19 protein-coding genes are annotated in these 20219 nt (G+C 60.5%); 3 read left to right on the top strand and 16 right to left on the bottom strand.

From position 1 onward, the window contains the following. Window positions 1–253: 253 nt before the first annotated feature. Window positions 254–2245, bottom strand: coding sequence for a transketolase (gene tkt / locus IM291_RS13790; RefSeq protein ID WP_041908344.1), 1992 nt, complete (start codon window positions 2243–2245; stop codon window positions 254–256). 271 nt (window positions 2246–2516) lie between these two features. Here tkt and IM291_RS13785 point away from each other — a divergent pair, with 271 nt between their 5' ends. Next, window positions 2517–3275: a M48 family metallopeptidase gene (locus IM291_RS13785; protein ID WP_028014340.1), complete on the top strand. Its 759-nt coding sequence runs from the start codon at window positions 2517–2519 to the stop codon at window positions 3273–3275. A 210-nt stretch (window positions 3276–3485) separates the two neighbouring features. Then, window positions 3486–4754 (top strand): OprD family outer membrane porin, encoded by a 1269-nt coding sequence (locus tag IM291_RS13780; protein ID WP_192971646.1) that lies wholly within the window; start codon window positions 3486–3488, stop codon window positions 4752–4754. A 76-nt stretch (window positions 4755–4830) separates the two neighbouring features. Here IM291_RS13780 and IM291_RS13775 read toward each other — a convergent pair whose 3' ends face one another. The 14 genes from IM291_RS13775 to IM291_RS13710 all read right to left on the bottom strand — a co-directional run bounded on the left by IM291_RS13775 (window position 4831) and on the right by IM291_RS13710 (window position 17525). Next, the gene (locus tag IM291_RS13775) at window positions 4831–6471 is read right to left on the bottom strand and encodes a thiamine pyrophosphate-binding protein (protein ID WP_192987114.1); all 1641 of its coding nucleotides are present in this window, start codon (window positions 6469–6471) and stop codon (window positions 4831–4833) included. A gap of 13 nt (window positions 6472–6484) precedes the next feature. Next, complete coding sequence (locus tag IM291_RS13770) at window positions 6485–7954, bottom strand: aldehyde dehydrogenase (protein WP_192987112.1); 1470 nt, start codon at window positions 7952–7954, stop codon at window positions 6485–6487. A gap of 9 nt (window positions 7955–7963) precedes the next feature. Continuing rightward, entirely contained in the window at window positions 7964–8734 is a 771-nt protein-coding gene (locus IM291_RS13765) for an aspartate dehydrogenase (protein ID WP_041908340.1), read from the bottom strand. Between the two features lie 9 nt (window positions 8735–8743). Next, window positions 8744–9538, bottom strand: a complete 795-nt coding sequence (locus tag IM291_RS13760; protein WP_028014345.1) for an SDR family oxidoreductase — start codon at window positions 9536–9538, stop codon at window positions 8744–8746. After that, entirely contained in the window at window positions 9522–10292 is a 771-nt protein-coding gene (locus tag IM291_RS13755; RefSeq protein ID WP_028014346.1) for an alpha/beta fold hydrolase, read from the bottom strand. Before IM291_RS13755 ends, IM291_RS13760 begins: the two co-directional genes overlap by 17 nt. Window positions 10293–10301: 9 nt before the next feature. Further along, complete coding sequence (locus tag IM291_RS13750) at window positions 10302–10832, bottom strand: cupin domain-containing protein (protein ID WP_017382915.1); 531 nt, start codon at window positions 10830–10832, stop codon at window positions 10302–10304. A gap of 10 nt (window positions 10833–10842) precedes the next feature. Further along, complete coding sequence (locus tag IM291_RS13745; RefSeq protein WP_028014347.1) at window positions 10843–12099, bottom strand: MFS transporter; 1257 nt, start codon at window positions 12097–12099, stop codon at window positions 10843–10845. Window positions 12100–12124: 25 nt separating this feature from the next. Next, window positions 12125–13312 carry an NAD(P)/FAD-dependent oxidoreductase gene (locus IM291_RS13740; RefSeq protein WP_126326432.1) on the bottom strand — a complete coding sequence of 396 codons (1188 nt, stop codon included), beginning with the start codon at window positions 13310–13312 and terminating at the stop codon, window positions 12125–12127. Then, on the bottom strand, window positions 13309–14235 hold the full coding sequence (locus IM291_RS13735) for a VOC family protein (RefSeq protein WP_049001452.1): 927 nt from the start codon (window positions 14233–14235) through the stop codon (window positions 13309–13311). Before IM291_RS13735 ends, IM291_RS13740 begins: the two co-directional genes overlap by 4 nt. Window positions 14236–14313: 78 nt before the next feature. Next, window positions 14314–15102 carry an IclR family transcriptional regulator gene (locus IM291_RS13730; protein ID WP_192971640.1) on the bottom strand — a complete coding sequence of 263 codons (789 nt, stop codon included), beginning with the start codon at window positions 15100–15102 and terminating at the stop codon, window positions 14314–14316. A gap of 12 nt (window positions 15103–15114) precedes the next feature. Further along, window positions 15115–15864 carry an SDR family oxidoreductase gene (locus IM291_RS13725; protein WP_136485051.1) on the bottom strand — a complete coding sequence of 250 codons (750 nt, stop codon included), beginning with the start codon at window positions 15862–15864 and terminating at the stop codon, window positions 15115–15117. Further along, complete coding sequence (locus IM291_RS13720) at window positions 15864–16886, bottom strand: aromatic ring-hydroxylating dioxygenase subunit alpha (protein WP_028014352.1); 1023 nt, start codon at window positions 16884–16886, stop codon at window positions 15864–15866. Before IM291_RS13720 ends, IM291_RS13725 begins: the two co-directional genes overlap by 1 nt. Window positions 16887–16896: 10 nt before the next feature. Then, window positions 16897–17205 carry a recombinase-like helix-turn-helix domain-containing protein gene (locus IM291_RS13715; protein WP_028014353.1) on the bottom strand — a complete coding sequence of 103 codons (309 nt, stop codon included), beginning with the start codon at window positions 17203–17205 and terminating at the stop codon, window positions 16897–16899. Further along, window positions 17202–17525: a non-heme iron oxygenase ferredoxin subunit gene (locus IM291_RS13710; protein WP_003860044.1), complete on the bottom strand. Its 324-nt coding sequence runs from the start codon at window positions 17523–17525 to the stop codon at window positions 17202–17204. The genes IM291_RS13715 and IM291_RS13710 overlap by 4 nt, the downstream gene beginning before the upstream one ends. A 414-nt stretch (window positions 17526–17939) precedes the next feature. On the opposite strand from IM291_RS13710, the gene IM291_RS13705 reads away from it, so the two are divergent. Further along, the gene (locus tag IM291_RS13705; protein WP_192987110.1) at window positions 17940–19151 is read left to right on the top strand and encodes an MFS transporter; all 1212 of its coding nucleotides are present in this window, start codon (window positions 17940–17942) and stop codon (window positions 19149–19151) included. Window positions 19152–19154: 3 nt separating this feature from the next. Here the strand turns inward: IM291_RS13705 and speB are convergent, their stop codons facing one another. Further along, window positions 19155–20075: an agmatinase gene (gene speB, locus IM291_RS13700; RefSeq protein ID WP_017382921.1), complete on the bottom strand. Its 921-nt coding sequence runs from the start codon at window positions 20073–20075 to the stop codon at window positions 19155–19157. Between the last annotated feature and the right edge of the window lie 144 nt (window positions 20076–20219).

Here is a 20219-nt window from a genome sequence, read left to right as displayed (position 1 = left end):
TTTGCTATCACAAACTGCGATTGATTGGTCAATTGTCGAACATTTAATCGACTGAAACGCTTCAGCAAGAATAAGCGAATCGAGGAATAAAAGGAATGTCTGTCCAGATGAATAAGCGAGCTATATGACTTGCGTCACATTTTCGTTGGAATAATGACGCAAAAAAAGCCGGGTAAGCGCTAGCGCTTACCCGGCCTACTTTTGAGCCATTTGTAGGCCCGGTCAGCGTAAGCGCCACCGGGCAAAACGGCGATTACAGCAGTTCTTTCGCCTTAGCGACAACGTTCTCAACGGTGAAGCCGAACTCTTCGAACAGCTGTTCTGCCGGAGCAGACTCACCGAAGGTGGTCATACCGACGATAGCGCCATTCAGACCCACGTATTTGAACCAGTAGTCAGCAATACCCGCTTCCACCGCCACGCGAGCGGAAACCGCTTTAGGCAGTACGGATTCACGGTAAGCCGCATCCTGCTTGTCGAACGCATCGGTAGACGGCATGGAGACCACGCGCGCCTTCACGCCTTCGGCAGTCAGTTTTTCCCATGCAGCTACAGCCAGTTCAACTTCAGAACCGGTCGCGATGAAGATCAGCTCAGGCTGGCCCGCGCAATCTTTCAGCACGTAGCCACCGCGGGCGATGTTTGCCAGCTGCTCAGGGGTACGCTCCTGCTGCGCCAGGTTCTGACGGGAGAGGATCAGCGCGGTCGGGCCGTCCTGACGCTCAACGCCGTATTTCCACGCCACCGCAGATTCAACCTGGTCACATGGACGCCATGTGCTCATGTTCGGGGTTACGCGCAGGGAAGCTACCTGCTCTACCGGCTGGTGAGTTGGACCATCTTCGCCCAGACCGATGGAGTCATGGGTGTAGACCATCACCTGACGCTGTTTCATCAGCGCAGCCATACGCACGGCGTTACGTGCGTATTCCACGAACATCAGGAAGGTAGAGGTGTATGGCAGGAAACCACCGTGCAGAGCGATACCGTTCGCGATAGCGGTCATACCGAACTCACGTACACCGTAATGGATGTAGTTACCGGCAGTGTCTTCGTTGATTGGCTTAGAACCAGACCACAGGGTCAGGTTAGAAGGCGCCAGGTCAGCGGAGCCGCCCAGGAATTCTGGAAGCAGCGGACCGAACGCTTCAATCGCATTCTGAGATGCTTTACGGCTGGCGATTTTAGACGGGTTCGCCTGCAGCTTCGCGATGAATTCGTTGGCTTTCGCGTCGAAGTCAGACGGCATATCGCCTTTCATACGACGGGTGAATTCAGCCGCTTCCTGTGGGAACGCCTTCGCATAGGCAGCGAATTTCTCGTTCCAGGCCGCTTCTTTCGCCTGGCCCACTTCTTTAGCATCCCACTGAGCATAGATCTCAGACGGGATTTCGAAGGCAGGGTGTTTCCAGCCCAGTGCTTCACGGGTCAGTGCGATTTCCGCGTCGCCCAGCGGTGCGCCGTGGGAGTCATGGGTGCCCGCTTTGTTCGGAGAACCGAAGCCGATGATGGTTTTGCACATCAGCAGGGACGGTTTGTCGGTGACTGCGCGAGCTTCTTCTACTGCACGTTTAATCGAGTCAGCATCGTGGCCATCAACACCACGCACAACGTGCCAGCCGTAGGCTTCGAAACGTGCGGCGGTGTCGTCGGTGAACCAGCCTTCAACGTGACCGTCGATGGAGATACCGTTGTCGTCGTAGAACGCCACCAGTTTGCCCAGCTTCAGGGTACCAGCCAGGGAGCACACTTCGTGAGAAATGCCTTCCATCATGCAGCCGTCGCCCAGGAAAGCGTAGGTGAAGTGGTCAACGATATCATGGCCAGGACGGTTGAACTGCGCCGCCAGGGTCTTTTCGGCAATCGCCATACCCACAGCGTTAGCAATGCCCTGCCCCAGCGGACCGGTGGTGGTTTCTACGCCAGCGGTGTAGCCCACTTCCGGGTGACCTGGAGTTTTGGAGTGCAGCTGACGGAAGTTTTTCAGCTCTTCGATTGGCAGATCGTAGCCGGTGAGGTGCAGCAGGCTGTAGATCAGCATAGAGCCGTGGCCGTTAGACAGCACGAAACGGTCGCGGTCAGCCCATGCCGGGTTCTGCGGGTTGTGGTTAAGGAAATCACGCCACAGGACTTCGGCGATATCAGCCATACCCATAGGGGCACCCGGGTGGCCGGATTTGGCTTTCTGTACTGCGTCCATGCTCAGCGCACGAATAGCATTAGCAAGCTCTTTACGTGAGGACATTTTAACTCCAGATCGGACTGTTAAAGGCCATGCCCTTGACGACAGCGCGTTTTGGGCTACGCCGGAAAAAAGTGCCAACAATGTAACCCAAGCCGCAGGGCATGTACATGGACCATTCTTTTGCAGCTTAAGAAATCTCTGGATCATGCTCGCATGTTGCGCAATCTGCTCGCCCGCGCCTGTAGATATTCCTTATACTTATCCCGCCCCGGCTTCGTTGCGGGGGCACTTTTCGGATTTTATTCAGTTTAACGAGTACGGAAGCAACCTCATGAAAATGCGTGCAATAGTGCTGGCCCTGGGTACAACGCTCGTGCTGAGCGGCTGTCAGAATATGGACTCTAACGGTCTGATGACCTCAGGTGCAGAAGCCTTTCAGGCCTACTCCCTGAGCGACGCGCAGGTTAAAGCGCTGAGCGATCAGGCCTGTAAAGATATGGACGGAAAAGCCACGCTTGCGCCGGCTGACAGTACCTACACACAGCGTCTGAATAAGATTGCTTCCGCGCTCGGCGATAACATCAACGGCCAGCCGGTGAACTACAAGGTTTACATGGCGAAAGACGTCAACGCCTTCGCGATGGCTAACGGCTGTATCCGCGTCTACAGCGGGCTGATGGATATGATGACCGACAACGAAGTGGAAGCGGTTATCGGCCATGAAATGGGTCACGTTGCGCTCGGCCACGTGAAGAAAGGGATGCAGGTTGCCTTAGGCACCAACGCCATTCGCGCGGCGGCGGCCTCTGCGGGCGGCATCGTTGGCAGCCTGTCCCAGTCGCAGCTTGGGGACGTAGGTGAAAAACTGGTTAACTCCCAGTTCTCGCAGCGTCAGGAGTCCGAAGCGGACGACTACTCCTACGATCTGTTGCGCAAACGCGGTATTAATCCATCCGGTTTAGCCACCAGCTTCGAAAAGCTGGCAAAACTGGAAGCGGGTCGCCAGAGCTCCATGTTTGACGATCACCCGGCCTCAGAAGCGCGCGCACAGCATATTCGCGACCGAATGGCCGCTGACGGAATTAAATAATTTTGGAAGGAGGCAATTTTGCCTCCTTTTTATTTCGCATGAATTGCTAACTAAATCGCACGTATCGGTAACACCTCTGAAAGCCCCGTCAAATCTACCCTTTCCGGCTGAAACGTCTGGTCACATATTTATTGCAATCGTTAATCTTTCCGGTAATTATCAAACGCGCAGTAATTCAATTTAATATATTAAGACAGAGACGTTCCCTCCGTGAAAAAAGAATTATCGTTAATTGCTTTAAGTTTATTCGCCGCATTACCCGCCGCTGCAAGCCAGCAATCTGACAGCAAGGGTTTTATCGACGACAGCCATTTAGATCTGTTTTTACGCAATGCGTATATCAGCCGTGACTACCATCAGGGCCAGCAGGATAAAGCCGAATGGGGTCAGGGAATCATCGCCACCTTTGAATCCGGCTATACCGAAGGGCTGGTGGGCTTTGGCGTGGACGGCATCGCGCAGTACGGCGTGCGCCTGGACGGCGGTCGCGGCAAGAGCGGCGCGGGCGGTATCGACTTCTTTAAACAGGAAGACGATGGCCGGGCCAAATCCGATTTAGCGAAATTTGGCGCTACCGCCAAAATGCGGATCTCGAATACCGTGCTGAGCTACGGTAACCAGCGTCCTGAACTGCCTATCGTTAACGCCGACAGCTCCCGCCTGCTGTTTGAAAGCTACACCGGTGCCATGCTGACCTCGAAAGAGCTCGACGGCCTGGAAGTGAACGCCGGTTATTTCACCGACGAGCAGCGTAAAAGCGACGACCGCCACGACAGCGGCCTGAAAAGCCTGACTTTCGGTGGCGCAAGCTACCAGTTCAACGACCAGTTCAGCGGCGCGCTATACGCCTCTCATAACGAAGAGGTGATGAACAAACAGTACCTGGGGCTGAATTACAAACAGCCGTTCAGCACCGGGCAGCAGCTGGTGCTCGACTTTAACGGCTATAACTCGCGTCTGGATCAGGGCTACGCTGACAGCCTCGACACGGGCCGCAGCAACACCATCTGGAGCCTGGCGGCGAGCTACATCTGGGATATTCACACGTTCAAAGTGGCGTACCAGCAGAGCAGCGGCAGCACCGGCTATAACTACGGCGGCTATCGCGACAAGGGCGGCGTGGGTGACGGCGGTAACACCATCTGGCTCGCGAACTCCTACTGGTCTGACTTTAACGGTGAAGACGAGCGCTCATGGCAGGCATCCTACGGCCTGGACTTCGGCGGACTCGGCCTGCCGGGCCTGAGCTGGACCACCGCCTACGTGCGCGGCGACAACATTAAGACGTCTGAAACCAGCAACGGCAAAGAGCACGAGTGGTTTAACCAGATCCAGTACCAGGTGCAGGACGGCCCGGCGAAAGATCTGAAGCTGAAACTGCGCTACTCCGTGCTGCGCGTCTCCAGCAACGCCAGCGACTATAACGTGGGCGGGGACGAGATCCGCGCTTACGTGGAATACCCGTTTAACGTGTTCTGATAAAACAAGCCGGGTGGCGGCTTCGCCTTACCCGGACTACTGTTTTCTCCCTCTCCCCGTGGGAGAGGGAAAACAGCTAGTAAAGCGTTTTCTGCGGCGGCCCGGCAAACTTCAGCGCGCCAATCTGACCCATCCGCACTTCCACTACCGACGGTCCCGGCATCGCCAGCGCCTCCGTCATCACGGCTTCAAAATCCTCTGCCCGCTCAACGCTCCACGCCTGCAGGCCAATTGCCTGTGCCAGCAGGGTAAAGTCCGGCGTATGCAGTTCGTTATAATACTGTCGCCCGCCGAAGTACTTATCCTGAATGCCGCGCATCACGCCGTAGCCCCCGTCGTTCATGATCAGCAGCGTCACGTTAGCTTTCTCCTGCGCAAGCGTCGCCAGCTCGCCTAAATTCAGGCTCAGGCCACCGTCGCCCACCAGCCCCACCACCTTACGCTGTGGGTTAGCAATCGCGGTACCAATCGCCATCGGCAGCCCCATACCAATCGCCCCGGCCAGAGAGTGAATGTTCATCAGCGGACCGTTAGCGCGGAACAGACGACTGCCCCACAGGCTGCCGGAAACGGTGATATCGCGCACCAGCAGGCCGTCCTGCGGCAGGGCTTTTTCAATGGCGTCGTTGAGCTTCGCATAGGCGCCGCACTGCTCGCGCAGGCCCTGTTCAGCCTGCGAGACCACCAGCTGCACCTGCGCGTCCCACTGGGCGTTGCCCCACTCGCGGCCCTGCGCTTTTTCAGCCAGCGCGCCAAGCAGCGCTGAACAGTCGGCTACCAGCGTGTTATCCATCAGGTAGTTACGGCTCGCCGCCGCCGGGTCGATATCTATCTGCACCCGCGGAGACGGCAACTCCAGCGTCCAGGAGCGGGTTTCGTTGCTGCGCAGGCGAGAACCGGCCACCAGCGTAAAATCACACTGCGCAATCAGCGCCTCTACCGACGGCGAGTTGTGGAACGCGCGCAGGCTGGCACGATGGCCGTCCGGCAGCACGCCGCGCGCGTGGGTGCTGGAGATCACCGTCACGCCCGCATCCGCCAGTTTTTTCACCGCGTCCGCGCTTCCCAGCGCCCCGCCGCCCAGCCACAGCAGCGGCTGTTTAGCCTGCCTGAGCTGCGCCCATAAAGCATCCACCATCGCGGGATCCACAGCTGCAACCGAAGCCGGTTTCACCGGTGCGGTCACCAGAGACAGCGGAATTTTAGCCCCCTGAATATCAATCGGGATCTCCACAGAGACCGGCCCGCACGGCGGCGTCTGCGCCTCCTGAATCGCTTTATGCAGAATCGCTATCGCCTGGCTGGCATTGCTGATGCGGTACGCCCGTTTTGAACTGGCCTTCAGGAAGGTCAGCTGGTCGCGGGTTTCATGGATAAACCCGGTGTCGGCGTCCAGCCAGGCCTTCTCTACCTGTCCGGTTAAATGCAGCAGCGGCGTGCAGGCGTTCATCGCCTCCACCAGCGCGCCTACCGCGTTCCCCGCCCCCGCGCCGGTGCTGGTCAGCGCCACGCCGAGGCCGGAAAACCGCCCGTGGGCGTCAGCCATGGTGACGGAACCCGCCTCGCCGCGCGCGGGCACGAAGCGGATTTTGCCCCGCTGCCCTATCGCGTCCGCGATCGGCAGGTTGTGAATGGAGATGACGCCGTAGATGGCCTCAACCTGATACTGCTCCAGCGTTCTGGCGATGGCGTCGCCGACGGTTATCATTTCGCTCATTGCTCACCCTTTCTCAGTCGCACCAGTGGTTGACGCTGTTACCCGTCGCCAGATAAATGCTCTTTTGCTGCATCCAGGCTTTCAGCCCCTGAATGCCCTTTTCGCGGCCCAGACCGCTCTCTTTAAAGCCCCCGAACGGGGTCGAAATCGCAAAAACTTTGTAGGTGTTGATCCACACCGTACCGGCCTCCAGCTGCTCGCTCAGGCGCAGCGCCCGCCCGGTGTCGCGGGTCCAGATCCCTGCCGCCAGGCCGTAAACCGAGTCGTTCGCCTCGCGGATCAACGCCGCTTCATCGCGAAACGGCATCGCCACCAGCACCGGGCCGAAGATCTCCTCCTGGCAGGCGCGGGCGCCGTTCGTCAGCCCTTCGATAATGGTCGGCTGGAAGAAGCTGCCGTTTGCGAGGTCAGGATCCGCCGGGATCTCCCCGCCGCACAGCACCCGGCCCCCCTCGCGCTTCGCCAGCTCGACGTATTCCTGCACGCTCTGGCGATGTTTCTCATTGATCAGCGGCCCAACGTGAACGCCGTCGGTGAAGGGGTGCCCAACGCGCAGCCCGCGAGTTAATTCCAGCAGCCGCGCCATCAGCGGCGCGTACAGGCTTTCGTGGATAAACAGCCGGGACCCGGCGATGCACGCCTGCCCTGCTGAGCTGAAAATGCCGTAGCAGATCCCGCGCGCGGCCTGCTCAACGTCGGCATCCTCCAGCACGATGGTCGGGGATTTACCGCCCAGCTCCAGCGACGCCGGGATCAGCTTTTCCGCGGCCACGTGCGCCAGATGGCGGCCCGTATTGGTGCCGCCGGTAAAGGAAATTTTTCGCACGCGGGGATGGCGCGCCAGCGCGTCGCCAATCACCGAGCCTTTGCCCGGCAGCACGCTCAGCAGCCCGGCGGGCAGCCCGGCCTGTTCAAAAATGCGCGCCAGCTCAAGCGCCATCAGCGGCGTGGCTTCGGCAGGCTTGAGGATCACCGCGTTCCCGGCGGCGATGGCCGGGGCGACCTTCTGCATCTCGCTGGCAATGGGCGAGTTCCACGGCGTGATGGCCGCCACCACGCCGAGCGGCTCATAGCGGCTTAGCATCAGCAGATCCGGCTGGCGCGGCGTGGGCAACTCCCCTTCCAGCAGCTCGCAGGCGGCGGCGAAGTAGCGGGCCGTTCCCGCCGCGCTCATCACCAGCCCGCGCGCCTCCGCCAGCGGCTTGCCGTTATCCCGGCTCTGCATCTGCGCCAGCTCGTCAGCGCGGGACTCAATCAGATCCGCCACCTTGTGCAGGATCTTCGCCCGCATGTGCGGCAGGCTGTTGCGCCAGGCGGGATCGCGCCACGCGCGCTCGCCGGCCTCGATCGCGTCGTGCAGATCGTCAAGGTTTGCCGCGTTCAGCGTCGCATTGAGCGACCCGTCAGCCGGGAAGTGGCTCTGCATCGGGTTGCCACCGCCGCGTCGCCACTGGCCGCCGATAAAAATCTTCAGATCGTCCATCGTCACTCCTCAGCTCAGGGCCAGCTCGCGGCAGGCGCGCACCGCGCTGAGTGCCGCCAGGGTGGAGGTTTTAGGGTTAGACGCCAGCGGCAGCCCGCTCAGCTCCAGATGGAATTCGCCAAACAGCCCTTCTACGTGCAGCGTGTGGGTGTTACGTTTCGTTGCCGGGTCAACCATCAGCTGCACGCGGGTTTCATCCATCCCGACGCCGCCGAGCGCCACGGTCGCCGCCACGTTGGCGTTCGCCGGGAACAGGCGCGCCGCCTCGCGGGCGCTGCCTTCAAAAAAGACCTTCGCCTCTGAGACCGCGTTAAGATCGATAAGCTGCTCGGCGTAGCTGCCGCGCCAGCTGGCCGGGCTTTTACGCGACTGATAGGTGACGCGCTCAAGCCCGCCCTCCTTCGCCGCCGCCAGCCCGTCGATGCCGGCCACCGCCCCGGAAAGCAGCGTCAGTTTTCCGCCCGCCGCGAGCAGGCGCTGCTCCAGCGCGCTGTCTGCCAGCGCGCCGGTGGAAATGACCGCCAGATGCCAGCCGCGACGCAGAATCGCTTCGCCGTACTGCGCAACCGCCTGCTGGCTGGCGCACTCCAGCACCAGATCGGGCGTTTGTGCGCACGCCATCGGCGAGGTCAGCGCCTCGACCGCATCGCCAAACTGGTCGCGAATGGCGGCATGGTGAGACGCGCGCGCCACGATCCAGCCGATAGCCACGCCAGCGGGCAGACGCTCAATCACCGCCTGCGCCATGGCGCCATAACCAATTAACATTACCTTTTTCATGATGCGTCCTTACAGATGGCGGCAAAAGCCGCCGGAAACGTCCAGCGCCGCGCCGGTGGTAAACGAGGCCAGCGGTGAGGCGAGAAACAGCAGCGCCTGCGCGGGCTCCTGCGGCTTGCCGAGACGCGCCATCGGAATGCCACGCTTGCGCGCGATCTCCGCCGTCCACTCCGGCCAGCTCTGGCTTTTATCCGCCCGGCTTTCAAAGCGGCGCTGCCACTGGCCGGACTCGACCATGCCAAGCAGTATGGAATTGACGCGAATGCCTTTGCCTACCAGCTCTTTCGAGAGCGTCAGCGTCATGTTCAGCAGCGCGGCGCGAGCTGCCGACGTGGCGATCATGTGCTCTTCCGGCTGAAGCGCCAGCAGGGAGTTCACGCAGGTGATGGAGGCGATGTCGGACCGTTCCAGCAGCGGCTGAAACGCCTGTACCGGATTAATGACGCCAAACAGTTTAAGTTCGGCTTCGTGCAGCCACGCCTCGCGCGGGGTGTCGCTGAAGTGCGCCACGTAGCCCTGACCGGCGTTGTTGATCAGCATATCCGCCGCGCCAAAGCGCGCCTGCACCGCATCCGCGAAGGCCTGCACCTCGTCGGCATTCAGCACGTCGCAGCGGTAAGAGAAAATCTCCCCGTCGGGATAGTCGTTTTGCAGCGTCGCATGGGCGCTGGCGAGCCGGTCCGGGTCGCGACCGCAGAAGGCGACTTTCGCCCCTTCGCCCAGCAGCAGGCGCAGCGTTTCAAAGCCAATGCCGGACGAACCGCCGGTAACGACCGCTACGCGGCCGTCAATGTGTGCATTCATCGCGCACCTCTTCGTTAATGCGTAAAAGCTGTTGATTAAAAAACGCGTCGTTATCGAGATAGCTCGCGTGTCCGGCCTGCGGAATCGCGGTAAACGGCATGCCGTAGCGCAGCGCCAGCCCCTGTACCAGCTCGGGCTGCGTGATCGCGTCCTGCTCGCCGCACCAGACTTCAAATTGACCGGCGTAACGCTTAAGCCAGCCGTGAATGTCGTCATGCGCCAGCATCCACGCGGCAGCGAGGTAGCCTTCCGGGCGCAGCCTGCGCATGCCCGCCGCGACGGTGGCGATATCTTCTGCGCGCGCGCCGGGGCGCAGCAGCTTCGCGGCGCGGGTCTGCGCGAGAATGTCGCCACCGAGCGCCATCTGCTGCTCGCGATTACGCCAGACCTGCTCTCGCTGCTCCGGCGCGGCATTACCGTAGCCCTGCGCGGCGTCCGCCAGCACCAGATGAATGACGCGTTCAGGGAACTTCGCCGCAAACGCGCTGGCCACCAGCGCCCCCAGGGAATGGCCCACCAGTACCGCCTGCCAGACGCCTGCGCGGTCGAGCATCGCCGCCAGCGCGTCGGCGTAATCTCCCGCGTTCGCCCGCTCAACCGCCAGCATCGGGCTTTCGCCGTAACCGGGCATGTCCCACGCCAGCACGCGAAAGCCCTCCAGCGCCATCTGCTTATGCCAGGACGCAGCGCCAGAGCTGATCCCGTGCAGCAGCATCAGCGGGATGCCGCTTCCCTGTTCACGAAAAGCCGTCATGTCGCCCCCTTAGTTCCGCTTCACTTTTGAGAGCGGATGATCGGAGGGATAGGTCGGGATTTCCGGCTTGTTGGTTCCCAGCATGACGCACATCAGCGCCTCTTCTTCCCCGTGGTTAAACAGGCCGCGATAGATGCCCGGCGGGACGGAGATCAGGTCACGCTCGCGCAGCACGGTTTCGGTGTAGTTGTCGCCGTCCTGGATCATCAGCGTGATCTGCCCTTTGAGCATGAAGAACACCTCCTCCACGTCGTCGTGCAGGTGCAGCGGCCCTTCGCACTTCGACGGCAGCACCATGGTAGAGAAGGTGAAATGGTCCGCCTGCACGGTGTTGGTGTCGTTCGCCACGCCGGTTGCGCCGGTGCCGATGTAGCGCATCTGCGCCCGGCGGTATTTCGGGTCAAAATCGGCCTGGAACTTCAGCGCGTTCCAGTCGTACTTGCGGCCTTCGAAGCGCGCGATGCGCGACTCGACCCACTCTTCCATCGTCAGGTGGTCAGGTTTGATGCCTGTTTTGTTGGTTACGGTTGAATCAGTCATGACACTCTCCTCAGTAACGTCTCAGCAGCGGCAGTAACAGGACGCAGCCCACCGCCGCCATCACCGCCAGAAAAATCAGCCCGGAATCCATGCTGTGGGTGAAGGCGATCAGCGCGCCCATCACCGCCGGCGACAGCGCGCCCGCAAAGTTTCCCAGCCCGTTGAAGATGCCGCCCGCCGTGGCGCTCACCCGGGGATGGGTGGCTTTCGCCAGCAGGGCGAAAATGTTGGGGGCGCCGGTGCCCCACATAAAGGTGCTGAAGCTCATCGCCGCGATGATGGCAAGCGGGGTGTCGAGGTGCATCACCGCCGCCAGGCCTACCGCCGCCCCCGCCATCGAGATAAAGCAGGCCGCCGCGCGCTTATCGACCCGGTCAGAGAGCCACGCGCCAATCACCTCTCCCGCCAGCATGGCGATGAACGGCATCGACGACAGCCAGCCCGCGTGCTCCAGGTGAATGCCTTTGCCCTTGATGAGATAGCCCGGCAGCCAGCCGTTGATGCCCCACAGGTAGGTCAGAAAGGCGATGTTAAAGATGCAGATGATCCAGAAGTGCGGGCTGACAAACAGCTCGCGCCGCGCCGCGCGCCGCTCGTCCTGAGACGCCTGCGAGGTACCGGGTTTTGCTTCCAGACGGATCCCGCGCAGGCCAACGCGCACAAAGATAAGCACCGGCACGGTCAGCATTGCCATGACAAAGAAGGTGCTCTGCCAGCCGAAGGTGTTCAGCAGCCACAGGGAGAGCGGGAAGCCAATCGCCGCGCCGACCGGCGTGCCCAGCAGCCAGAGCATGGTGGCGCGCGCCTGTAAATGCTGCGGGAAGTTGTGGCGCACGATGGCGAAAGCCAGCGGGAACAGCGGTCCTTCCGCCACGCCCAGCAGGATGCGCAGGACGATCATTAGCGTGTAGTTATGGGTAAAGCCCATCGCCACCATCAGCGCGCACCACACCACCATCATCCCGGTGAGCAGGCGCAGCGGCGCGATTTTGTCGCCTAAACCGCTCAAAAATACCGACGAAAAGCCATAGCTCAGCAGGAAGGCGCTCATCAGAATGCCGAGGCGCGTGGTGTCAAAATCGATGCCCATGGCCTGCTGGAAATGGGTGTCGGAAAAGAGCGCCGCGATGCTGATTTTGTCGAAAAAGGCCAGCAGCACGCAGGCCAGCAGCGACAGCGGAATGGCCCAGCGCACCGCTTTTTCAGGCGTGCGGGTTCCCTCACCGCTCGCCTCGACGGGCGCGGTGTTGGTCTCTAATGTGGTCATGTCTCCCCCTACGGGTGCGGGTTAGCTATCGCAGTGACATCAGTGAAAAAGCCGGATCGGCGAGCGGTACGTCCGACAGGTCCCGCCCCGCCGCCATCCAGCGCTTCGCCAGCTTGACGGTGCGCGCATCGTTGAACGCCACCAGCTGCGTTAGCCGACCGTTGTCGTCCAGCGAGAAGTACAGCGCCTCTTCACGCACTATCGTTCGGCTGCCCGGCTGCGGAATGCCGAGGATCTGGATGTTGTGCTGATATTGATCCGACCACAGCCACGGCGCGTCGTCGTAGCCTGGCGCATCGGGGTTAAGCATGGCTTTCGCCGTCGCCACCGCCTGATTCTGGGCGAAGGCCCAGGACTGAATGCACAGGCCGTAGTGATGGTGCTGCGCCACGTCGCCGGCGGCAAAGATGAACGGATCGGACGTGCGCCCCTGGGCGTCCACCACGATCCCCCGCTCGGTGCGAAGTCCCGCATCGCGCGCCAGCTCCAGATTGAGATCGACGCCGATCCCCACCACCACCGCGTCAAAGGTTTCGCGCTGGCCGTCGCAGTGCATGACCGGCAGGCCATTATCGTCCTCCAGCTCCAGCGCGCCGCAGCCGGTACGGATCTCCACCCCCTGTTCGCGATGGATAGCCTCTAAGCGCTGCGACACCTCGCCGCTAACCGAGCGCATGCACAGCGCGGGCTGCTGCTCGAACAGCGTGACCGCTACGCCGCTTTTGCGCGCGGAAGCTGCAATCTCAAGGCCGATCCAGCCGCCGCCGACGATCGCCAGTTTTTTACTTTCCGCCAGACGCGCCTTCAGGCGCTGCGCATCCTGCCAGTGGCGAAGAGTGTAGACCTGCGGATGCGCCGCCCATGCCTGCGAAGGCAGGCGCGCCCGCCCGCCGGTGGCCATTAAAAGCATGTTGTAACTAAGACGTTCGCCGTTGCTTAAACGCACAGTTTTCGCTTCGCGATCGACTGATTCAGCACGCAGCGGGCGGTACCAGGTCAGGTTCAGCGCCTGCTGTGCTTCTTCGCTAAACAGCCGCGGGAGCGCCGCGTCCGGCTCCAGCAGAGACGCTTTCGACAGCGGCGGACGTTCGTAGAAATCCCACTCCTCTTCCGCCACCACGCAGATCTCGCCGTCGAAGCTCTCGTCGCGCAGGGTTTTCGCCGCCCAGCCGCCCGCCTGACCGCCACCGATAATGACAATGCGCGACGTCATACCGCCTCCGGCTTTTTCTGCTGGCGGCGGGTGTCGTGGTCAATCCCGCCTTCTACCGCCCATTCGGTAAAGGAGACCAGGGAGTGCTCCAGCTCGCGCGGCTGCCAGTTTTCCGTCAGATAGTCGTCGTTGGTGTAATACTCAAACGCGCCGCCGGTCGGGCTATTGACGTACCAGAAATAGGCCGACGACACCGGATGGCGGCCCGGCCCGATAAAGGTGCTCCATTCATTTTTATTCATCGCGATACCGCCGCCGATCACCTCGTGGATGTCGCGCACGGTGAAGGCCACGTGGTTGAGGCCGCGCTTGCGGTTCGGCAGTTGCAGCAGGAACAGGTTGTGATGTCCGCCGCGCGCCCCGCAGCGCAGGAACACGGCGCGGTTGATGTAGCGGTCCGAAACCTGGAAGCCGAGCACCTCGCGGTAGAATTTCTCCACCGCCGCCAGCTCCTCCACGAAGAACACCACGTGCCCGACGTTGATCGGCTGCGCACGATCGTAAACCGGGCTGGGCGTGTCGATACGGCGGGCATCGCCCCACTGGTTGATCGGCTCAACGTTCAGCTCCACGTCGGTCTGCTGGCTGACCTGCACGCGCAGGGTCATGCCGTTCGGATCGAGGCATTCCAGCGCGTCGCCCACTTCGCGAAAGCCGGGCTGTCTCGCCAGCTTCGGGCGCAGCGCGTCGAGATCGGACTGTGCGGCCACCGCCCAGGTCATGCGGCGCAGGGTGTTGCCCGCTTCAAACGCCGGCGGCAGGTCGGGGCTGTCGATGGGGTTCAGCTCCACGCGCGCGCCGCTCAGGGTGGTAAAACGCTGGCCGCTGGCATCGCCCGTCAGGCCAAAATCACGCATAAATTTGGCGCAGTGCGTCAGGTCTTCCACGCCAAATTCCAGCTTTTCAATTCCGGTTACACTCATCGTTCGTTGCCTCATCTGGCCCAAATTGGGCGTAAAACATGCCCGACGCAGTCAAGCGCCTGACGTTAACTCACTGATTTAGCTGGCCTGTGACAAATAGCCTAAGAAGCCAGAAATTTTATCCGCCGCGAGGCGAACCTCGTTTTGCAGCCGCTCACGGTCGGTCTGCGGGATCTCCTCCGACGGCACCAGAATGCTGACCACCGCCGCCACGCGTCCGCTTCGGTCATACACCGGGTAGACGATGGAGGAGATGCCGTGGCGGAAGAAGGATTCGCCGATGACAAACCCGCGGGCTTTGTCCTGCTGCACCATCTGCCACAGGGCTTCGCGGTCGTGAAGCTGCCCCGGCGCGTTGCCCGGCAGGCGCTCGTGCGGGAACAACTGTTCGAAATCGGCGCGGGTAATATCGGTCAGCAGCATGCGGCCCAGCGAGGTGCAGTGCACCGGCAGGCGGGTGCCAATGCTGACCTGATTGATGCGCGACCCGGCGGCACTGACGCGGGCGATGTAGATAATGTCGCGCCCGTCGCGGATCGCCAGATGGCTGCTGCACTGGCTGACGTCGCGCAGCTGCTCAATCACCGGCTGGCCGACCTGCGCCACGTCCAGCGAGGCGATGTACTCAAAGCCGAGACGCAGCACGTTCATGCCCAGCGAAAAGGTATTGGTACGCGCGTTGCGCTCCAGAAAGCCCATGTACTCCAGCGTCTGCACCACGCGATAGGCGGTCGCCTTCGGCATATCCACCAGCCGGTGCAGCTCGGCAAAGGTCAGATCGCGATGCTGCTCGCCAAAGGCCAACAGCAGCTGTAAACCGCGCTCCAGCCCCGGCACCAGATACTTCACTTCCTGATCGTTTGCCATAATCGCCACACCTTAGTTAAAGACAAAACCGCCGTTGACCGGGATCAGCTGCCCGGTGATAAACCGCGACAGATCGCTTAACAGCCAGACCACGCTGCCGGTGACGTCTTCCGGCTGCTGCGCGCCGGTTAACGCGCGGCCATTCTCGTAGAGCTGATGGCGCTCGGCCGGAACATATTCGGTCGCCTCGACGCGGGTTAACCCCGGCGCGATGGCATTAATGCGTATACGCTTTTCGCCCAGTTCGCGCGCCATTGAGCGGGTCATGGCGATCACGGCGCCCTTACTGGCGACGTAGGCCATCAGGCGCGGCGCGCCCCACAGCGCGGTGTCGGACGCAACGTTCACGATACCCGCGCCCTCGCGCAGCAGCGGCACTGCGGCGCGCGACACCAGCCAGGTGCCTTTGACGTTGACGCTCATCACCCGATCCCAGAGATCCGGATCGTAATCGAGCATATTTTTGCCGCCGACGCCCGTCGCCATCGCCGCGTTGTTCACCAGGCCATCGATCTGACCCTGCTCGCCAATCGCGCTGAACACCTGCTCAATGGACTGCGGATCGGCCAGATCGATAACATGCGATTCGATCGCATAGCCCCGCTCGCTCAGGGCGTGGGCGCTTTCGGCCAGCTCACCCTTGAGGATGTCGCACATCACCACCGCCGCGCCCTGCTCCGCGCAGGCTTTGGCAAAGTGAAAGCCCAGCCCGCGCGCGGCGCCGGTTATGACGATGCGTTTGCCGCTCAGCAGCCCGTTCATCAGGCGGCTCCCTGCTGTTCTTCGCGCATCGCCAGTTGCTCTTTGGCGGCCTTTTGCATCATGCGGCGCAGGCGCGAGAGGCCGACGTCGTGCTGATACAGGTATTCATGGTCGCGGGCGTTTGGCGCCAGGCTTTCCAGCACCACGCGGTCCTGCTCCAGCACTTCCCAGTGCAGTTTTTCCAGACGGTTGCGGTACATGAAGCGCCACATGTCGCGCTGCCAGCCCTGCACCCGGCGAATGCGCCAGAAGAAGACGCGGCAGTTGTCGTTATCTTCCGGCACCACCATGCCGACGATAAAGAAGTGGCCGCCCGGCCCGAAACGCTTCTTGTACGGAATGGAGAGGCGCATCCAGCAGGTGCCGCTGTTGCCCAGCTCCACCCAGTCGAAATTGACGCCGCTCTGCCCCTTTTTCTCAAAGATGAAGCCGGTTTTGGTCGGCTGGAGCACCATGTCGGCCTTGCGATCCCCTTCCGCCATCGAGTGCGACGAGGAGTGCAGATAGGTGCCGTGCATCGGATCCATCACGTTTTCCAGCGCGTACTGGTAATTGCATTTCCACGCGGCGGTGCAGAGGAAGTTGCTGAAGCTGTCCGTATCGGCGAGCTCGTCCGGGAAGGTCAGCTCGTCCGGCTGCTGGTCTGCGGTGACGCCAAACCACAGGAAGATTGCGCCGTGCGCCTCCTGCACGTTGTAGCTGCGCACGCACTGCTGGCCGACCAGCGGGCATTTGTCCACGGCGGGCACGTCTTTCACCTCGCCGTTGCCCGCGACCTCCACGCCGTGATACCAGCAGGCAATGCGGTCGCCCAGGTTCCAGCCCATCGACAGGCGTGCGCCGCGGTGCGGACAGCGGTCCTCCAGCGCCTGCACCTGGCCGTCTTTGTTGCGCCAGACCACAATCTGTTCGCCCAGGCGGGTAATGCCCACCGGTGCAGACTGCACCTCCCAGCTCGCCAGCACCGGATACCAGAGGCCGCGCAGACCTTTATCGAGATAGTGTTGTACGGTAGTCGTCATCGCGTTGCCCTCAGTAGCCGTTAACCTGTAAGAATGCCTGGAAGCTGGCCTCGCTCCACGGCTCGCCCTGCTGATCGTGCATGCGCACCGCGTTCAGCCCGTTCACCAGCTCCGGTAAAGTTTCAACTCCCTGCTCGAAGAGATCTTCCAGCGTGGCGATAAGGTTCACTTCCCAGCTTTCCGGCTCGCGGCTGCGGGTCTGCCAGATCAGGTTCTGGTAATCACCCGGCTTATGGATCGCACCGTTACCGCCCTCAGCCGGTGGGGCAAACTGACGGCTTTCCGGCAGCGCCGGGTTGTAGTTCAGGGTGTCGCTCATGCCACGGTCTCCTCGACGAAGGTAATCTGAATCTGGTTTTCAAAAACCCGAACCGGGTAGCGGTTGAGGTTGCGCCCGCCGGGGCCGTGCAGGCACTGACCGGTTTTGACGTCGAAGACCGCCTCGTGCAGCGGGCATTCCACCTTGCCGTCCTCCACGAAGCCCTGGCTCAGCAGGGCATAGGCGTGGGGGCATACGTCTTCCAGCGCGTAATATTCACCGTCAATCAAATACACGCCGATCTCTTTACCGTCGACGTTGCCGCTAAAAGGGAAATCTTCCTGTACTTGTTCTGCGTCACATACGCCTATCCAGCTCATCACGATCCTCCAGGCTTTTGTTTCATATATGAAACTCTGTTTCTTATTTAATACGGTCAATATAAAAGCGATGAATGTTTCGTCAAGCAGCAATGTGACGAATTTGTTAATCAAACGGTAATTAATTAACTAAGTGTGCAAAGGATCACGAAAAAATGCAGCGATATGAAATTTTCATTATTGCGGTGTTAAAGAATACGATTTATCGATGGCCTTAAATTTTAATAAACAGTGATTGACTTCTTTTCTTTTTGTTCCTTAAAAATAAAAGAAGCGAAAAACATCGTGTTTCACCTGTGAAACTTAATTTTATTTTTACCTTAATAAACAATGAGTTTCACAGGTAAACCATTTTACCCACGTGATAATCACGCGCATAAAAATAGAAATAAGCAAAAACATAAGGCAGGCGTTATGACGGCAAGATGGCAGGGCACAGTGGCACTGTTATTACTGATTATTATTTCCTACGTTGACCGGGTGAATATTTCTGTCATGATTTTAGACCCGGAATTTGCTCAGCATTTTCAGCTAAATGAAAACAGAATGTTACAGGGAATGCTTATGACCTGTTTTCTGCTGGGTTATGGATTTTCAGCTTTATTATTAACTCCGGTTATTGAAAGCAAACTCCATTATCGACAGGGATTATTGAGCAGCATAGCGATGTGGGCAGCGGTATGCGCCATTTCACCGCTGCTCGGATCGCTGATGGGCATGCTCGTCGCGCGCACGATCCTGGGGATCGCTGAGGGGCCGCTCTTTTCGCTGAAAACGCGCTTCATCAGCGATCACTTTAGCGCGCAGGAGATCGGCAAACCCAACGCCGTGACCGCGCTGGGCGTCTCGCTCGGGCTGGCCGTGGGCTTTCCGCTGGTAACGTGGCTGATGGCGCATCTCGGCTGGGCCGGATCGTTTTATGCCCTGGCGGTATTAAATCTGGTGCTGGGTGGCGGCCTTGTCTGGCGCTTCCTGCCCGCGCCGCGGGGTGCGGAGAAAATCAAAAAACCGGGCTTTACAGAGACGTTTTCGCTGGCCTGGCAAACGCCGCTGCTCGGGTGGATCCTGCTGGTGGAGATTGCCACCCTGAGCTATCTCTGGGGGAGCAGCGCCTGGCTGCCCGCGTGGCTGCGCGACGAGCATCATTTCTCGCTGCACGCCACGGGCATGCTTGCGGCCATTCCCTTCCTGCTGAGTCTGGGCTCGAAGTTCCTCGGCGGGGTGCTGCTCGACAAAATGCGTCCGGAACAGGCGCCAATGCTGTTTGTGGTGGGCGGCGCGCTGACGGCGCTGTCCGTGGTCGCGCTGATGCTCAGCCATCAGCCTGCCTGGCTGGCGCTGTTTATGCTCTCGGCGAATATCTTCTGGGGACTACAGGGGGCGGCTATTCCGGCGGTGATCCAGCATCACGCCGCGCGGGAAGCGGTGGGCAGCGCTTACGGCATTATCAACGGGATCGGCAATATCTGCGCGGCGTTTATTCCGCTGCTGATGGGGATGGTGATGAGGTCGGTAGGGTCAGTCAGCTCAGGCTTTTCGGTGCTGGTCGTCTCGCAGGGTATCACCCTGCTTGCCGGGGGAATGTTGCTGCTGCGCATGCGTCGCGCAGCAGCAATCAGCGCGTAAGGCTTATTCGCCTTTTTTCGCGGCCTGGATGTAGAGCATTTCCAGCGCCAGGGTCGCCGCGGCAAGCGCGGTGATTTCGGACTGGTCATAGGCTGGCGCCACTTCCACCACGTCCATCCCAACGATGTTCAGATCCTTCAGGCCACGCACCAGCTTGATGGCGCGGTCTGACGTCAGGCCGCCAATCACCGGCGTACCAGTACCCGGTGCAAACGCCGGATCCAGGCAGTCGATATCGAAGGTCAGGTATACAGGCATATCGCCGACGATCTGCTTAACCTGAGCCAGAATATCGTCCACGCCGCGATCGTTCACCTGGCCGGCGTCCAGCACGGTGAAACCGTTGTCTTTGTCGAACTCGGTACGGATGCCGATCTGCACAGAGTGGTTCGGATCGATCAGGCCTTCTTTCGGCGCGGTGTAGAACATGGTGCCGTGGTCGAACTCGCAGCCGTTCGCGTAAGTGTCGGTATGCGCATCGAAGTGCACCAGCGCCATTTTACCGAAGTGCTTCGCGTGGGCGCGCAGCAGCGGCAGAGTGACGAAGTGGTCACCACCGAAGGAGAGCATGCGCTTGCCGGCCGCCAGCAGCTTCTCGGCGTGCGCCTGCAGCTTTTCGCTCATCTCACGCGCGTCGCCGAAGGCGTACACCAGGTCACCGCAGTCCACCACGTTCAGGCGCTCGCGCATGTCGAAGTTCCACGGGAAGCGGTTGTGCTCCCAGGCCAGGTTGGTGGAAACCTGACGGATTGCCGCCGGGCCGTGACGTCCACCCGCACGACCGGAGGTTGCCATGTCGAACGGCACGCCGGTGATCACCCAGTCCGCATCGCTGTCGTACGGCTGGAAGTTCATTGGAAGGCGTAAAAAACCAAACGCGTTAGATACCAGAGAGTTATCGTACTGATGACCTAAAGTGCTCATGTCCTGACCTCTTTTAACGTCGATACATTAAAAACAGATGAAAAAAAATCCCCTCCGCGTCGTTAAACCCGACGAGGAAGGGATTGATTCGTAAATCGCATATTGGGGCGAATTATCGCCGTTAATTCATACGGGTTCAAGTGA

Source organism: Enterobacter cloacae complex sp. P27C (assembly GCF_014895705.1).
Classification (GTDB): Bacteria; Pseudomonadota; Gammaproteobacteria; order Enterobacterales; family Enterobacteriaceae; genus Enterobacter; species Enterobacter bugandensis.
Note: the sequence above shows the minus strand (reverse complement) of the source record. Positions and strands in the feature narration are given on the sequence as shown.

Coding starts and splice junctions, on each gene's coding strand:
- tkt (WP_041908344.1), bottom strand. CDS start 2,245: ATGTCCTCACGTAAAGAGCTTGCTAATGCTATTCGTGCGCTGAGCATG.
- IM291_RS13785 (WP_028014340.1), top strand. CDS start 2,517: ATGAAAATGCGTGCAATAGTGCTGGCCCTGGGTACAACGCTCGTGCTG.
- IM291_RS13775 (WP_192987114.1), bottom strand. CDS start 6,471: ATGAGCGAAATGATAACCGTCGGCGACGCCATCGCCAGAACGCTGGAG.
- IM291_RS13770 (WP_192987112.1), bottom strand. CDS start 7,954: ATGGACGATCTGAAGATTTTTATCGGCGGCCAGTGGCGACGCGGCGGT.
- IM291_RS13765 (WP_041908340.1), bottom strand. CDS start 8,734: ATGAAAAAGGTAATGTTAATTGGTTATGGCGCCATGGCGCAGGCGGTG.
- IM291_RS13760 (WP_028014345.1), bottom strand. CDS start 9,538: ATGAATGCACACATTGACGGCCGCGTAGCGGTCGTTACCGGCGGTTCG.
- IM291_RS13755 (WP_028014346.1), bottom strand. CDS start 10,292: ATGACGGCTTTTCGTGAACAGGGAAGCGGCATCCCGCTGATGCTGCTG.
- IM291_RS13750 (WP_017382915.1), bottom strand. CDS start 10,832: ATGACTGATTCAACCGTAACCAACAAAACAGGCATCAAACCTGACCAC.
- IM291_RS13745 (WP_028014347.1), bottom strand. CDS start 12,099: ATGACCACATTAGAGACCAACACCGCGCCCGTCGAGGCGAGCGGTGAG.
- IM291_RS13740 (WP_126326432.1), bottom strand. CDS start 13,312: ATGACGTCGCGCATTGTCATTATCGGTGGCGGTCAGGCGGGCGGCTGG.
- IM291_RS13735 (WP_049001452.1), bottom strand. CDS start 14,235: ATGAGTGTAACCGGAATTGAAAAGCTGGAATTTGGCGTGGAAGACCTG.
- IM291_RS13730 (WP_192971640.1), bottom strand. CDS start 15,102: ATGGCAAACGATCAGGAAGTGAAGTATCTGGTGCCGGGGCTGGAGCGC.
- IM291_RS13725 (WP_136485051.1), bottom strand. CDS start 15,864: ATGAACGGGCTGCTGAGCGGCAAACGCATCGTCATAACCGGCGCCGCG.
- IM291_RS13720 (WP_028014352.1), bottom strand. CDS start 16,886: ATGACGACTACCGTACAACACTATCTCGATAAAGGTCTGCGCGGCCTC.
- IM291_RS13715 (WP_028014353.1), bottom strand. CDS start 17,205: ATGAGCGACACCCTGAACTACAACCCGGCGCTGCCGGAAAGCCGTCAG.
- IM291_RS13710 (WP_003860044.1), bottom strand. CDS start 17,525: ATGAGCTGGATAGGCGTATGTGACGCAGAACAAGTACAGGAAGATTTC.
- IM291_RS13705 (WP_192987110.1), top strand. CDS start 17,940: ATGACGGCAAGATGGCAGGGCACAGTGGCACTGTTATTACTGATTATT.
- speB (WP_017382921.1), bottom strand. CDS start 20,075: ATGAGCACTTTAGGTCATCAGTACGATAACTCTCTGGTATCTAACGCG.